Source organism: Neoroseomonas lacus (assembly GCF_014644535.1).
Classification (GTDB): Bacteria; Pseudomonadota; Alphaproteobacteria; order Acetobacterales; family Acetobacteraceae; genus Neoroseomonas; species Neoroseomonas lacus.
In genome coordinates this window covers 349,625-364,026 of sequence record NZ_BMKW01000001.1, presented here as the reverse complement: position 1 = coordinate 364,026, position 14,402 = coordinate 349,625, and the positions used below count along the sequence as shown (strand labels likewise).

Genomic DNA, 14,402 nt, shown 5'->3' with positions numbered 1-14,402 from the left:
TCCAGCCGCTGAACCGCCCCGGCGTGCCGCGTCAGAAAGACCGCGTCGCCGAACCAACGACGCCAGATCCCGCCCGCGCCGATGCCGGCACGTCGTCAGCCAAGCATGCGCCCCAGCCAGGCGCCGGCTTCCGCCACCGCCCGATCCGACGCGCCCACATGCCCCATCGCCCGCAGGAAGCCGTGCAGCACGCCGGGGAAGGTGGTCGCTTCAACGCTCACCCCCGCCTCGCGCAGCCGCTTTTCCATCGCGTAGTTCTCCCCCGACAGCACATCGAGTTCCGCGACATGCATCAGGCAGGGCGGCAGGGCGGCGAGGTCGGCCAAATCCGCCCGCAACGGCGCGGCGAGGGGATGCAGCCGGTCCGCCTCGCGCGGCGCATAGCAGCGCCAGTAGAAATCCATCTTCTCGCGCGTCAGCGTGTGACCGGTGGCAAACTCTTCATAGGACGCCGTGTCGAGCCGCGAATCATACACACCGTAATTCAGCAACAGCCCGGCGAGCTTCAGCTCCGGGTCGGTCTGCCGCAGCAGCAGCGCGACCGCGATCGCCAGGTTGCCGCCCGCCGAATCGCCGCCGATCACGATGCGCGACGGGTCCAGCCCCCACTCCGCGCCGTGCTTCGCGACCCAGCGCACCACCGCCGCGCATTCCTCCAGCGCCTGCGGGAAGGGCGCTTCGGGGGAGAGCGCGTAATCCGGCCCGACCACCGCGCAGCCCCCGGCGGCGGCATAGCCGCGCATAATGTGGTCATGCGTGTCGATGCTGCCCCAGACCCAGCCGCCGCCATGGATATAGACCATCACCGGCAGCGGCGCGTCGCCGCTCGGCTTGTGCACCCGGCATGCCAGCCGCCGCCCGCGCACCGCGAGCCACCGATCCCCGCTCTCGGCCATCTTCGGCCCGCTGACCGCCGCCAGCGCTGCCCCGGGCCCGTCATTCGACACCCGCGCCCCATCGAGCGGCAATGCGAGCGTCACCGGCGGGAAGGCGCGACCGCGCTCCTCCATCATCGCGGTGAAGGCGCGCATTTCGGGGTCCCAACGATCCTGGCTCATTCCACCATCCCTCATGATGGCGCAGTGGAAGACGCCTGGACGAAACCGGCAAGATGCCGGCGGCACCGATACGAAATCCCGGGTTGCCGCGCCGCGCCCTCAACGCCATGTTGCACTGCACAATGCCCGAATTCCTGACCCTTGCCCCGCGTGGTGGCTTCCGCCCTTCCGCCCTGTTCCACCCGTCCAGCGTCGTGCTGGTGGTGGGTGAGGGCAGTGCCGAGGCGCCCGTCCTCGCCCGCAACCTCGCCGCTGGCGGCTTCCGCGGCCGGCTGATGGCCGTCGGCGCCAGCCCGGATGGCTTGGAAGCCTTCCCCGACATCGCCGCGCTGCCGGTGACACCCGACCTCGCCGTCCTGTGCCTGCCGCCCGAGGCGCTGGAAGCCGCCATGACGGCCCTGGCCGCACGCGGCTGCCATGCCGCCATGGTGCCCGGCCCGGCCCCCGACCTCGCCGCGCTGGAGCGGCGCACCGGCATGCGGGCGCTGGGGCAGGGCTCCTTCGGCATCGCGGTGCCGGCGATCGGGCTGAACGCCACGCTGTCGCATGTCCAGCCGGCCAAGGGGCGTCTCGCGCTGGTAACGCAGTCCTCGGCCATCGCGCGGGCGGTGCTCGACTGGGCGGCCGCCGAGGCGGTCGGCTTCACCCATGTCGTCGGCATCGGCGGCAACCAGGGGCAGGGCTTCGCCGGCGTGCTCGACTGGTTGGCGCGCGACCCGGGCACCGGGGCCATCCTGCTCGACATCCGGCGCATCAAGAACCGGCGGATGTTCATCTCCGCCGCCCGCGCCGCGGCGCGCACCCGCCCCGTGGTGGCAATCCGCGCCGGCGGGCGCCTCGCCGATGCCTCCGGCCAGGCCGATGCGGTGATGGAAGCCGCGCTGCGCCGCGCCGGCGTGCTGCGCGTCGCCGGGCTCGAGGACCTTCTCTCGGCCGCCGAGACCCTCGCACGGGTGCGCGTCTCGCCACGCCCGCTGGCCGGGGCGGGGGACCGCATCGCGGTGGTCACCAACGGAGTCGGCCTCGGCAGCCTGGCCTCGGACGCGGCGCTCGCCGGTGGCGGAAGGCTGGCCGAGATCGACGACGACGCGATGGCCGCGATCGCGGTCGGCCTGCCGGCCGGCTGGAGCGGTCGCAACCCGCTCGCGCTGGCGGCCGGCTCGGCGCCGCGTCTGGGCGAGGCGGCGGCGATGCTCGCCGGCCTGCCCGGCGTCGATGCCGTGGTCGCCCTCTGCGCCCCCGAGCCCGACAGCGACCCCGCATTGGTGCGCGAAACCCTGACGGCCGCGGTCAAGGCCAGCCGTGGCGCCCCGATCCTGGTCGGCTGGCCGGGCCAGGCCACCGCCGGCTCTCAGCGCGCGCGTCTGGCCGAAGCCGGGGTCGCCGTTTTCCCCACCCCCGAGGCCGCTGTTCGCGGCGCGCTGCATTTGGCGCAGGACCGCCGCAACCGGGCCGCTGCGGCCGAATTGCCGCCCCGCGCGGTGCTCAACCTCGCCCCGGACCGCGCCCGCGTGGCGCGCATCTTCGCAACCGCCCGCGCCGCCGACAGGCGGGAACTGACCGAGGAGGAAGCGCTGTCGGTGCTCGCCGCCTATGGCATCCCGACCGTGCCGGGCCGCGCCGTGGCCGGGCCGGCGGAAGCCGCCGACGCCGCCGCCATGCTCGGCTTCCCGGTGGTGCTGAAGATTCTCAGCCCCGATATCGGCCGCAAGACCGAGGTCGGCGGCGTCACCCTCGGCCTGTCCAGTCCGGCGGCGGTGCGCGTGGCGGCCGAGGCGATGGCGGCCCGCGTCGCGGCGGCGCGGCCCGAGGCGCGGCTGACCGGCTTCCTGGTGCAGCGCCAGGCCGGGCGGGTGCAGGAACTCCGTCTGCGCCTGGGTGATGACACCATGTTCGGCCCCTGGATTGCCTTCGGCCGCGGTGGCACCGCGGCCGATATCGACCCCGATGAGGGCTTCGACCTGCCGCCGCTGAACCTTACCCTGGCCCATGCGCTGATCCGCCAGACACGCACCGCGCGGCTGCTGGACGGCTGGCGCGACCATCCGCCGGCCAATGTGCCGGCGATCGCCGATGCCCTGGTGCGGCTGTCGCAGATCGCGGTGGATTTTCCCGAGATTGAATTCTTTGGAATCAATCCGCTGGCGGCCGATGCTCAGGGTGTGCTGGCGCTCGACGCCTCCCTGCTGCTGCGCCCGTCGGGCCAGTCATCCCTGCTCGCCATCCCGCCCTATCCGGCAGAGCTGGCGCGCTCGTGGCGAGGCAAGGATGGCCGGAGCGTCGTGGTCCGCCCGATCCGCCCCGAGGATGCCGCCGCCCATGCCGAGGCCTTCCGTCGCCTGACGGCCGAGGATGTCCGCTACCGCTTCTTCTCCGCCATGACCGAGCTTGGCGCGGCACAGATCGCCCGGATGACGCAGATCGACTACGACCGGGAGATGGCCTTCGTCGCCGCCGAGCATGTCGAGGGCGGGCCGGACCTGACGGTCGGCGTCTCCCGCCTGATCCGTGAACCGGGGGGCGAGAGCGGCGAATTCGCGGTGATCGTGGACCCGAGCTGGAAGGGCCAGGGCCTGGCGCGGCACCTGATGGAGCGGCTGTTCGAGTGGGGCCGGTTGGTCGGCATGAAGGCGATCGTCGGCCAGGTGCTGGCGACGAACCGCCCGATGCTGGGCTTCGTGCGCGCCCTGGGCTTCGAACTGCATATCAGCGCCGAGGATCCGGACATCATGGAGGCACGCAAGCAGCTGTAAGGACTGGGGCACCGCCCCGGCTGCGTCCTGGCGGCACGGGTTGAACGGCACCCGCGACAGCCCGCGGCGCAATACGAGGGGCAGGATCAAGGAAGCCCACGGCAGGGGGTCCGGGAACGGTCGTGTCTTCGGAAAGGGCTGCCCCCTCCAGGTTGGAAAGAACATCAAATAACATATCTAACTATATGCCTTTAAATGTTTTGTCTTCGCTGACGCTACTGCGCCGCCGCCCTTGCAAGGTCGATCCGCCCCTCAGCTCCGGCGCACCTGTCCCGGCGACAGGCGGCACCGACTGATCCGGCCCGGTGTCAGGCCGCGGCGTGCAGGCGGATCAGCTGGCGCACCCGCGCCGCGGCCTCGGCGCCCTTCAGGGCGTCCCGCCAGGCGGCCTCGGCGACGCGCTGATGGGTGCCGACCGCCTCGTCGGCCGAGGTGATGAAGGCGACGCCGGCGGCGGCGGTGGGATGCGCGTCCGGGGCAAAGGCGCTGCCGATGACGTTGGCGCGCTCGCGCCCACGCAGCACCAGGAAGGGCCCGCTGGGTTCGGACCCGGCGATCAGGCCGAGCTGCAGGCCGATCGGCACGGTCTCCATCTGGTCGGCGATGGCGTCCGCTTCCGACCGCGCGGCGAGACGGCAGCGCATGCGCGCGCGCTCGGACAGCGGCAGGCCCGCGGCGATCCCGTCGGCCAACAGCCGCGCAAGGGTCGTCTCGCCGAGCAAGGCGATGATGTTCGGCTTGCGCGCCTGCTGCAGCTTCTTGCGGGCGGCCAGCAGGCCGAGCATCTGCTCGACCTGGGTCCGGGCCAGCAGGCGGTCCGGCTGGCCGTCAGCATGCTCGGTCCAGGCCTCCGCCAGCGCGCCGTCGAACGCTTCGGACGTGACCGGGTAGCAAAGGCCGCCACCGACCTGGAGCACCTGGTCAGCTTGTTCCTCGACCTGTCGCAGCCGTTCCTGAAAGGCGGCCGGGCGACCGAAATATTCGACGCCGATCCCCAGCAGGGACAGTGGCGAGATCTTCAGCAATTCGGCGAGACGGCGGATGGTGTCGAGCTTGATCACCTCGCCCTTCTCGTAGCGATAGAGCGCCGCCCGTGACACACCAAGACGCGCCGCGATTTCCTCGGCACGAAGGCCGGATTCCAGGCGGTAGGCCCGCAGTTGCTGACCGATTTCGGCGAATCGCATTTCAATCATCCCGTCGTCGGAGAGAATTCACGTTACTGGGTTTCAGGTTGATTTCCGAGACATAATCTCACGCACGCGGCTTCGTGACGATTTCTATCCACGGGTCGCGCGCACCGAATGCCGAGCCGTCACCCCGTGGGTCGTCGCCCGAACGGCTAGGCGCGCGACGAAACGCGCCACACGGCGCGACGCTGCGTCCGGCTCGCCGCTCGGAGCAGATCCCGATCAGCCGGAATCGCTCGGTCGGATTAAAATATTCGTAAAAACAATATGTTATGGCGTCCTCCAATCAAACGACATCGACCCGCATCCCCACCCAGCCGTCCAGGTCAGTATCCTGGAATGGGCAAGGCTGCGGGCCGGTGCCGGACGTGAAACGCGCCGGATGGCCAGTGCCGAACGGACTCTCAGGCGTCCTCGGCAACCTTGTGGGCGGCGAGCGTCTCAAGCGCCTTCACGAGACTGGAATGGTCCAGCTCCGCCCCGCCCGCCGCCGACACCGCGGCGAAAAGCTGCTGGGTCGAGGCCGTGTTGGGCAGCGCCACGCCAAGGTCCCGCCCGGCCTGCAGCGCCAGGTTCAGGTCCTTCTGGTGCAGCCGGATACGGAAGCCGGGCGCGAAGGTGCGCTTGATCATCCGCTCGCCATGCAGTTCCAGGATGCGCGAGGTAGCCAGCCCGCCCATCAGCGCCTGGCGCACCTTGGCGGGATCGGCACCGGCCTTGGAGGCGAAGGTCAGCGCCTCGGCCACCGCCTCGATGGTCAGCGCGACGATGATCTGGTTGGCGACCTTGCAGGTCTGCCCGGCGCCGACCGGCCCGACCAGGGTCACGTTCTTGCCCATCGCATCGAACAGCGGCTTGGCGCGGGCGAAGGCGGCGTCCGACCCGCCGACCATGATGGTCAGGCTGGCCTGCTTGGCGCCGACCTCGCCGCCCGAGACGGGCGCGTCGAGGTAGTCGCCGCCCTTGGCCGCGATCTTCTCGGCGAAGGCTTTCGTCGCGGTCGGGCTGATCGAGGACATGTCGATCACCAGCGTGCCGGGCTTCAGCCCCTCGGCGACACCCTTCGCGCCGAACAGCACGGCCTCGACATCGGGGGTGTCGGGCACCATCAGGATGGCGACCTCGGCCCCGGCGGTGGCGGTGGCGGCATCCGGGGCGACGGCGAAGGCGGCGCGGTCCTCGGCGGTCAGGCTGGCGCGCTCGACGACGGTGATGTCATGGCCGGCGGCCTTGAGGTGGCCGGCCATGGGGCGACCCATGATGCCGAGGCCGATGAAGGCGATCTTCATGCGTTTCTCTCCGTAAGGGGCGGGCGGCGAGGCCCATGGATCGGCGCCATCCGGAGCCGGCCCGCACAGATAGCGGAGTCTCGCGCGCGGGAACATGCGAGGCTCGGCGTCCCGTCATGACGGTCTTCGCCTCCGAGGGCGGAGGGCCGCGCGTCAGGCTGACGGCGCGGCGGCCGAAGCGGGCCGGCTACGCCTTGTACGGCGCGAACCAGCCCAGCCCGGCCACCGTCTCGCCCGCCGGCCGGTATTCGCAGCCGATCCAGCCGCGGAAGCCGAGTGCATCAATCCGCTCGAACACGAAGGGCCAGTTGACCTCCCCGGTGCCCGGCTCGTTGCGGCCAGGATTGTCGGCCACCTGCATATGAGCGATCAGCGGCAGGTGCTTCTCGACCCGCTTGACCACGTCGCCTTCGGTGATCTGGCAGTGATAGAGGTCGAACTGCATCCCGAGCTTCTCCGGCCCGACCGCGGCGATGATCGCCGCCGCCTGGTCGGTGGTGTTGAGGAAGAATCCGGGAATGTCGCGGTGGTTGATCGGCTCGATGATCGGCTTCACGCCGACCTTCGCGCATTGCTCCGCCGCCCAGGCGAGGTTGGCGCCATAGACCGCCGTCATCGTGTCATGCGCGACACCCTCGGGCTTCAACCCGGCCATCACATGCAGCCGCGGGCATTCGAGCTCCACGCTGTATTCCAGCGCTCGGGCGATGGCGTCGCGGAACTCGCTTTGGCGGCCGGGCAGGGCGGCCATGCCGCGCTCGCCCTTTGTCCAGTCGCCCGGCGGCGCGTTGAACAGCACCTGGGACAGGCCGTTATCCTTCAGCCGCGTGGCGATCTCGGCGGCCGGGAAGTCGTAGGGGAAAAGGAACTCCACCGCCTTGAAGCCGGACTTGGCGGCCAGCGCGAAGCGGTCGAGGAACGGCACCTCGTTGAACATCATCGAGAGGTTCGCGGCAAAACGAGGCATTCCGGCTTTCCCCCAAGGAAGCGTTATGCCGGCAGGCTACCGCCACCATGGCCGGCGGGCCAGCCCCGGGCTCGCCGCAGCCCCGCGCTTCGGGCAGGATGACCGCATGCCCATGGATACACCGCGCGCCGCGCGCATGATCGGGATCACCGCGCTGGCCGCGCTCGCCGCGGCGTGCCTGCTGGTGCTGCGGCCCTTCATGTCCGCCCTGCTGTGGGCCGTCATCCTCGTCTTCTCCACCTGGCCGGTCTTCACCTTCGTCTGCCAGCGCGCCCGTCTGTCGCGCGGGGCCGGCGCGGTGCTGATGGTGGCCGCCCTGTTCCTGCTGATCGGGCTGCCCATCGTGCTCGCCGCGCCGACCAGCCGCGAGGAGGTCGAATCGCTGCGCGCCAGCATCGAGGCGCTGCTGACCGAAGGCCTGCCCGGCCTTGGCGCCTGGCTGTCGAGCCTGCCGGTGGTCGGCCCCTGGATACACACCTGGATCGGCGAGACGGAATTCGACCTGCTCGGCCTCGCCGGCCTGCTGCGGCCCTACGCCGGCACGCTGACGCAACAGGCGCTGTCCGTGCTGCTCGCGGTGCTGTCGGGGCTGGCGGAACTGCTGCTCGCGATCCTGCTGGCCTTCTTCTTCTATCGCGACGGGCCGGCCATGGCCGTCCGCGCCAAGGGCCTGATGCACCGCCTCGGCGGCGCGACCGGCATCCGCATGATGAACCTCGCCGCCGACGTGACGCGGGGTGTGGTCTGGGGCCTGGTGGGCACCGCGGTGGCGCAGGGCATCCTGGCGGGCATCGGCCTGTCGATCGCCGGAGTGCCGCAGGCGGGGCTGCTGGCCGTGGTCACCGGGGTGATCTCGATCTTCCCGGTCGGCGCGCCGCTGGTCTGGATCCCGGCCAGCCTTTGGCTGCTGACCCAGGGCCAGACCGGCTGGGGCATCTTCATGGCGCTGTACGGGGCGCTGGTGATCTCCTCGGTCGACAACATCATCCGCCCCTGGGCGATCGCGCGCGGGGCGAACCTGCCGCTGCTGCTCACGTTGATGGGCGCGCTGGGCGGCGTGCTGGCCTTCGGCTTCCTCGGCTTGTTCCTCGGGCCGGTGGTCCTGGCGGTGGGCTATACCCTGCTGCTCGAATTTGCGAGTGGTGTCGAGGAGGAAGCCTCGCAAACCTCTTCCGTGCCGCCACCGCCGGCCCTATAGCCGAAGACTTGCGCCAAATCCGGCCCACAAGGTGCCGGGGGCCGGGAGACATGGAGGCAACAGGGATGCGTAAGCTGCTAATGGCGGCCGCACTGGCCGTGGGGCTGAGTGCCGGGATGGCGGAGGCGCGCACGGTGCGCTGGGCCGCTTCGGGCGACCCGAACACCATGGATCCGCACAGCCAGAATGTCGGCACCGTTACCATGGTGCTGCAACAGATCTACGACCCGCTGATCCAGCGCACGCAGGAACTCGGCCTCGCCCCGGGCCTGGCCACCCGTTGGGAGCAGGTTGAGCCCAACCGCTGGCGCTTCTGGCTGCGCGACGGGGTGAAATTCCACGACGGCCAGGCCTTCACCGGCGAGGACGTGGTGTTCAGCATCATGCGCGCGCGGGAGCCGACCTCGAATTACGGCATCTATGTCGACACGGTGGAGCGCGCGGTCCTCGCCGAGCCGATGGTCGTGGACGTCATCACCAGCACGCCCGACCCGATCCTGCCGAACAAGATCGCCTCCGTGATGATGATGTCGCGCGCCTGGTCGGAACAGCACAACGCCACCCGCCCACAGAACACCCGCGCGCGGGAGGAGATGTTCACCACCCGCAACACCAACGGCACCGGCGCCTTCCGCCTGCAGTCCCGCGAGCCGGACGTGCGCACCGTGATGGTGCGCAACACGGAATGGTGGGGCTGGAACGAACCCGCCAGCCGCGAGGCCAACATCACCGAGATCATCTACCGCCCGATCACCTCGGATGCGACGCGCGTCGCCGCCCTGCTGTCGGGCGAGGTGGATTTCGTGCTCGACCCGCCGCTGCAGGACCTCGCCCGACTGCGCGCCGCGCCGAACATCAAGGTGACGGAAGGGCCCGAGGTCCGCACCATCTTCATCGCGATGGATGTGAACCGCGACGAACTGCTCTATTCGGACGTGCGCGGCCGCAATCCGCTGAAGGACCTGCGGGTGCGCCAGGCGCTCTACCAGGCGATCGACATCCAGGCGATCCACCGCACCACCATGCGCGGCCAGTCGGTGGTGACCGGCACGCTGTTCCCGCCGCAGGTCAATGGCTACACCGCCGCCGAGGATGTCCGCCTGCCCTACGACCAGGCCCGCGCCCGCGCCCTGCTGGCCGAGGCCGGCTATCCGAACGGCTTCGAGATCACCCTCGACTGCCCGAACAACCGCTACATCAACGATGAGCAGATCTGCCAGGCGGTGGTGGCGATGTGGGCGCGCGTCGGGGTGCGCGCGCGGCTGAATTCCATGCCGCTCGCCCCTTTCTTCGCCAAGATCCAGCGCGACGACACCTCCATCTACCTGCTCGGCTGGGGCGTGCCGACGCTCGATGCGCTGTATTCCTTCCAGTCGCTGCTGCGCTCGCGCGATGGCGGCGCGGGCAACGGCATCTGGAACTATGGCCGCTATTCCAACCCGCGCATGGACGAGTTGATCGTGCGCATGCAGACCCAGTCGGGCGAGCCGCGCAACGAGGCGATCCGCGAGGCGCTGCGCCTCTATCGCGAGGACGTCCCGCACATCCCGCTGCATCACCAGATGATCCCCTGGGCGATGCGGTCCACCTTCACCATCCCGCACATGGCGAATAACCAGCCCTACTTCCGCTGGGCGCGCATGAACTGAACAGCATCGCAGGCGCGGCGGGATGGCCGGCCGCGCCTGCACCGGAGTGAATGAATGTTCGCCTTCATCATCAATCGCATCCTGCAGGCCATCCCGGTCATGCTCGCCGTCGCGCTGATCTCCTTCGCGATGTTCGCCTATGTCGGCGACCCGGTGGCGATCATGCTGGGACAGGACTTCACCGAGGCGCAGCGCGACGCGCTGGTCCATGACCTCGGTCTCGACCAGCCCTTCTGGGTGCAGTTCGCGACCTTCACCGGCCACGCCATCCGCGGCGAATTCGGCCTGTCCTACCGTCTTTCGCGCCCGGTCGCCGAACTCATCGGCGAGCGCGCGCCGGCCACGCTGGAACTGGCCTTCTGCGCTGCGGTGCTGGCGCTCGCGGTCGGCGTGCCGATGGGCGTCTATACCGGGCTGTACCGTAATTCCTGGCTGTCGCGCTTCTTCCTGACCTTCTCGCTGGTCGGTGTGTCGCTGCCCACCTTCCTCATCGGCATCCTGCTGATCCTGGTCTTCGCCGTGTGGCTCGGCTGGCTGCCCTCCTTCGGGCGGGGCGACACGGTGCAACTCGGCTGGTGGTCCACGGGCTTCCTCACCTGGTCGGGCATCAAGGCGCTGATCCTGCCCTCGATCACCCTCGGTCTGTTCCAACTCACCCTGATCATGCGCCTGGTGCGCGCCGAGATGCTGGAAGTGCTGCGCACCGACTACATCAAATTCGCCCGCGCCCGCGGCCTGCCGAACCGGGCGGTGCATTTCGGCCATGCGCTGAAGAACACGCTGGTGCCGGTCATCACCATCGTCGGGCTGCAACTGGGGGCCATCATCGCCTTCGCCATCGTTACCGAGACGGTGTTCCAATGGCCGGGCATGGGGCTGCTGTTCATCCAGTCGGTCGGCGTCGCCGACATCCCGGTGATGAGCGCCTACCTGCTGCTGATCGCGCTGGTCTTCGTCTCGATCAACCTGATCGTCGACCTGCTCTACTACGCCGTCGACCCGCGGCTGCGGATCGGTCGCGGGAAGGGGGGGCACTGACCATGGCCGCTGCCATCGCGCGCTTCTTCGATTCCGACGTCTGGTGGTCGTTCAAGCGGTCGCCGGTCACGGTCGCCTCGGCCATCGTCGCGGCGATCTGCATCATCGGCGCGGCACTCGCGCCCTTCATCGCCCCGCACAACCCCTTTGACCTCGCCTCGCTGAACCTGATCGACGCCTTCAAGCCGCCCTCCTGGGCCGAGGAAGGCACGGCGGAATACCTGCTCGGCACCGACGACCAGGGCCGCGACATGCTCTCGGCCATCATGTATGGCGCGCGGGTGTCGCTGCTGGTCGGGCTGTCGGCCACGCTGTTCGCCACGCTGCTCGGCGTCTCGGTCGGGCTGCTGGCGGGCTATGTCGGCGGCGCGGTGGATGGGTTGCTGATGCGCATCTGCGACGTCCAGCTCACCTTCCCCTCCATCCTGGTCGCCCTGCTGGTCGATGGCGTCGTCCGCGCCGTCGTGCCGCGCGAGGTTCATGACCAGATCGCGCTCTTCGTCGTCATCTTCGCCATCGGCATCAGCGAATGGCCGAAATTCGCCCGCACCGTGCGTGGCTCCACCCTGGTCGAGCGCAACAAGGAATACGTCCAGGCGGCGCGCGTGATCGGCGTGCCGAAGCTGCGCATCATGGCCAGCCATGTGCTGCCCAATGTCGTCGGCCCGGTGCTGGTGGTGGCGACGCTCAATCTCGGCCTAGCCATCCTGGCGGAAGCGACGCTGTCCTTCCTCGGCGTCGGCGTGCCGCCGACCCAACCCTCCCTCGGCACGCTGATCAGGATCGGCAACGACTTCCTGTTCTCCGGTGAATGGTGGATCACCATCTTCCCCGGTCTCGCCCTCGTCGCGATGGTGCTCTCTGTCAATCTGCTGGGCGACTGGTTGCGCGACGCCCTCAACCCGAAGCTCCGCTGATGTCCAACACCGCCCCCCTGTTGCAGGTGAAGAACCTGCGCGTCGAATTCCCCACCCGGCGCGGCACGCTGGTCGCGCTCGACGACGTGTCCTTCGACATCGCGCCCGGCGAGGTGCTCGGCGTCGTCGGTGAATCCGGCGCCGGCAAGTCGATGACCGGTGCCGCCATCATCGGCCTGCTGGAACCGCCCGGCCGCATCGCGCGCGGCGAGATCCTGTTCGCCGGCAAGCGGATCGACAACCTGCGCTACGAGCAGATGCGCCGCCTCCGCGGCAAGGAAATCGGCGCGATCTTCCAGGACCCGCTGACCACGCTGAACCCGCTTTACACCGTCGGCCACCAGCTGGTGGAGACGATCACCACCCATCTGCCGCTCAACCCGGCCGAGGCCCGCAAGCGGGCCATCGAATGGCTGGAACACGTCGGCATTCCGGCGGCGGCGCAGCGCATCGACAGCTACCCGCATGAATTTTCCGGCGGCATGCGCCAGCGCGTGGTGATCGCCCTCGCGCTCTGCGCCGAACCGAAGCTGATAGTCGCCGACGAACCCACCACCGCGCTCGACGTCTCCATCCAGGCGCAGGTCATCGCCTTGTTGAAGACGCTGGCGCGTGAGAAGGGCACGGCGATGATGCTGGTCACCCATGACATGGGCGTGATTGCCGAGACCGCCGACCGCGTCGCCGTCATGTATGCCGGCCGCATCGCCGAGATCGGCCCGGTGCGGGAAGTAGTGAAGCACGCCAACCACCCCTATTCCGCCGGCCTCATGGCCTCCATCCCGCCGCTCGACCGGCGCGTGGAGCGCCTCGCGCAGATCGACGGCGCGATGCCACGCCTGTCGGCCATCCCGCAGGGCTGCGCCTACAATCCGCGCTGCCCGCAGGTCTTCGGCAAATGCCGCGAACTGCGACCGGACCTGCTGGATGCCGTCACCACCCGCGCCGCCTGCTGGCTGTATGACACGGAGACCGCCCGTGGCTGACGCGACCCCGATGTTCGAGGTGCGCGACCTCGCGCGCCATTTCGACGTCTCCCGCCCCTTCCTGCAACGGCTCGTCGCGCGCGAGGAGAAGCGCATACTGCGCGCGGTGGACGGCATTTCCTTCGCCATTCCCAAGGGCACGACGCTGTCACTGGTGGGTGAATCCGGCTGCGGCAAATCGACCGTCGCCCGGCTGTCGGTCGGGCTCTACACGCCCACCGCCGGGGCGGTGATCTTCGACGGACGCGACCTCGCCGAGGCCCGCGCGCTGGCCGACCAGCGCCGGCGCATGCAGATGATCTTCCAGGACCCCTACGCCTCGCTGAACCCGCGCTGGCGCGTGGCGGACATCATCGCCGAGCCGATCCGCGCCTTCGGCCTCGTCACGTCGCACAGCGCCCAGCAGGACCGTGTCGCCGAACTGCTGACGCAGGTCGGGCTCTCCCCGCTCGACCGGCAGAAATTCCCGCATGAATTCTCCGGCGGCCAGCGCCAGCGCATCTCCATCGCCCGCGCGCTGTCCTCCAACCCGGAATTCCTGGTCTGCGACGAACCGACCAGCGCGCTCGACGTCTCGGTCCAGGCGCAGATCCTCAACCTGATGAAGGAACTCCAGCAGCGGCTGGGCCTGACCTACCTGTTCATCAGCCACAACCTTGCTGTGGTGCGCCAGGTCAGTGACCGCATCGGGGTGATGTATCTCGGGCGCCTCGCCGAACTCGCCCCGGCCGAGACGCTGTTCCGCACCCCGCGCCACCCCTATACGCGCGCCCTGATGGAGGCGATCCCGGATCTCGAGATGACGGGGCGCGAACGCATCCCGGTCGGTGGTGAAGTGCCGTCGCCGATCACGCCGCCGTCGGGCTGCGCCTTCCATCCGCGCTGCCCGCTGGCCAATGACCGTTGCAAGCGGGAGCGGCCGGAACTCAAGCCGGCCGGCGATGCGATGGTCGCCTGCCACGCGGTAGAGGAAGGCCGCGACGACGCCATGCCGATGCCGGCGATCGCGCGCGACGCTGCGTGAGGTCGGGGAGGGCGCCGGGGCAGATCCTGATTAGGTGGAATCATCAGGTCGGGTAACGATACGCCCGACAACAAATGGTCTGAGCGATTTCCGTGAGCCCATGCGACCGGAATCACCTCCAGCAGCCCCACGGTGGAACCGAAGAACGCTTCGCCCCTCTCCGGACCTCACCCCGCCAAAGGCCTGAGGGCCTATGGAAACCTCGACTTAGTGTCGGGCGCGACTGCTTGTCCCGGCATGTGAGTGTCGCCCGGGACAGCGTAACCAATATTGGCACCGATCCTGGCGGCCATGCCACCTGGCACGTAGCCTTCCAAAGGGCCCGGGGCCTAC

General features: G+C 69.4%; 11 protein-coding genes. 7 read left to right on the top strand and 4 right to left on the bottom strand.

From position 1 onward, the window contains the following. Positions 1-95: 95 nt before the first annotated feature. A complete protein-coding gene (locus IEY36_RS01755; RefSeq protein ID WP_188965183.1) occupies positions 96-1,058 on the bottom strand; it encodes an alpha/beta hydrolase in 963 nt (320 codons plus the stop codon). A 122-nt stretch (positions 1,059-1,180) separates the two neighbouring features. Between IEY36_RS01755 and IEY36_RS01750 the strand changes: the two genes are divergently transcribed. Then, positions 1,181-3,811 carry a bifunctional acetate--CoA ligase family protein/GNAT family N-acetyltransferase gene (locus tag IEY36_RS01750; protein ID WP_188965182.1) on the top strand — a complete coding sequence of 877 codons (2,631 nt, stop codon included), beginning with the start codon at positions 1,181-1,183 and terminating at the stop codon, positions 3,809-3,811. A gap of 308 nt (positions 3,812-4,119) precedes the next feature. On the opposite strand, the gene IEY36_RS01745 is transcribed toward IEY36_RS01750, so the two are convergent. The 3 genes from IEY36_RS01745 to otnI all read right to left on the bottom strand — a co-directional run bounded on the left by IEY36_RS01745 (position 4,120) and on the right by otnI (position 7,257). Then, the gene (locus IEY36_RS01745; RefSeq protein ID WP_188965181.1) at positions 4,120-4,998 is read right to left on the bottom strand and encodes a helix-turn-helix domain-containing protein; all 879 of its coding nucleotides are present in this window, start codon (positions 4,996-4,998) and stop codon (positions 4,120-4,122) included. A 407-nt stretch (positions 4,999-5,405) separates the two neighbouring features. Beyond that, positions 5,406-6,290 carry a 2-hydroxy-3-oxopropionate reductase gene (locus tag IEY36_RS01740; protein ID WP_188965180.1) on the bottom strand — a complete coding sequence of 295 codons (885 nt, stop codon included), beginning with the start codon at positions 6,288-6,290 and terminating at the stop codon, positions 5,406-5,408. A gap of 187 nt (positions 6,291-6,477) precedes the next feature. Next, entirely contained in the window at positions 6,478-7,257 is a 780-nt protein-coding gene (otnI, locus tag IEY36_RS01735; RefSeq protein ID WP_188965179.1) for a 2-oxo-tetronate isomerase, read from the bottom strand. 106 nt (positions 7,258-7,363) lie between these two features. On the opposite strand from otnI, the gene IEY36_RS01730 reads away from it, so the two are divergent. From IEY36_RS01730 to IEY36_RS01705, 6 genes are all read left to right on the top strand, one after another. Then, on the top strand, positions 7,364-8,455 hold the full coding sequence (locus IEY36_RS01730; protein WP_188965178.1) for an AI-2E family transporter: 1,092 nt from the start codon (positions 7,364-7,366) through the stop codon (positions 8,453-8,455). 65 nt (positions 8,456-8,520) lie between these two features. Continuing rightward, positions 8,521-10,104, top strand: a complete 1,584-nt coding sequence (locus IEY36_RS01725; RefSeq protein WP_188965177.1) for an ABC transporter substrate-binding protein — start codon at positions 8,521-8,523, stop codon at positions 10,102-10,104. 54 nt (positions 10,105-10,158) lie between these two features. Beyond that, positions 10,159-11,142, top strand: a complete 984-nt coding sequence (locus tag IEY36_RS01720; RefSeq protein ID WP_188965176.1) for an ABC transporter permease — start codon at positions 10,159-10,161, stop codon at positions 11,140-11,142. Positions 11,143-11,144: 2 nt separating this feature from the next. Continuing rightward, positions 11,145-12,059, top strand: a complete 915-nt coding sequence (locus tag IEY36_RS01715; protein ID WP_188965175.1) for an ABC transporter permease — start codon at positions 11,145-11,147, stop codon at positions 12,057-12,059. Further along, positions 12,059-13,045, top strand: coding sequence for an ABC transporter ATP-binding protein (locus IEY36_RS01710; protein WP_188965174.1), 987 nt, complete (start codon positions 12,059-12,061; stop codon positions 13,043-13,045). The genes IEY36_RS01715 and IEY36_RS01710 overlap by 1 nt, the downstream gene beginning before the upstream one ends. Next, positions 13,038-14,069: an ABC transporter ATP-binding protein gene (locus tag IEY36_RS01705; protein ID WP_229681021.1), complete on the top strand. Its 1,032-nt coding sequence runs from the start codon at positions 13,038-13,040 to the stop codon at positions 14,067-14,069. The genes IEY36_RS01710 and IEY36_RS01705 overlap by 8 nt, the downstream gene beginning before the upstream one ends. Positions 14,070-14,402: the final 333 nt, after the last annotated feature.

Coding starts and splice junctions, on each gene's coding strand:
- IEY36_RS01755 (WP_188965183.1), bottom strand. CDS start 1,058: ATGAGCCAGGATCGTTGGGACCCCGAAATGCGCGCCTTCACCGCGATG.
- IEY36_RS01750 (WP_188965182.1), top strand. CDS start 1,181: ATGCCCGAATTCCTGACCCTTGCCCCGCGTGGTGGCTTCCGCCCTTCC.
- IEY36_RS01745 (WP_188965181.1), bottom strand. CDS start 4,998: ATGCGATTCGCCGAAATCGGTCAGCAACTGCGGGCCTACCGCCTGGAA.
- IEY36_RS01740 (WP_188965180.1), bottom strand. CDS start 6,290: ATGAAGATCGCCTTCATCGGCCTCGGCATCATGGGTCGCCCCATGGCC.
- otnI (WP_188965179.1), bottom strand. CDS start 7,257: ATGCCTCGTTTTGCCGCGAACCTCTCGATGATGTTCAACGAGGTGCCG.
- IEY36_RS01730 (WP_188965178.1), top strand. CDS start 7,364: ATGCCCATGGATACACCGCGCGCCGCGCGCATGATCGGGATCACCGCG.
- IEY36_RS01725 (WP_188965177.1), top strand. CDS start 8,521: ATGCGTAAGCTGCTAATGGCGGCCGCACTGGCCGTGGGGCTGAGTGCC.
- IEY36_RS01720 (WP_188965176.1), top strand. CDS start 10,159: ATGTTCGCCTTCATCATCAATCGCATCCTGCAGGCCATCCCGGTCATG.
- IEY36_RS01715 (WP_188965175.1), top strand. CDS start 11,145: ATGGCCGCTGCCATCGCGCGCTTCTTCGATTCCGACGTCTGGTGGTCG.
- IEY36_RS01710 (WP_188965174.1), top strand. CDS start 12,059: ATGTCCAACACCGCCCCCCTGTTGCAGGTGAAGAACCTGCGCGTCGAA.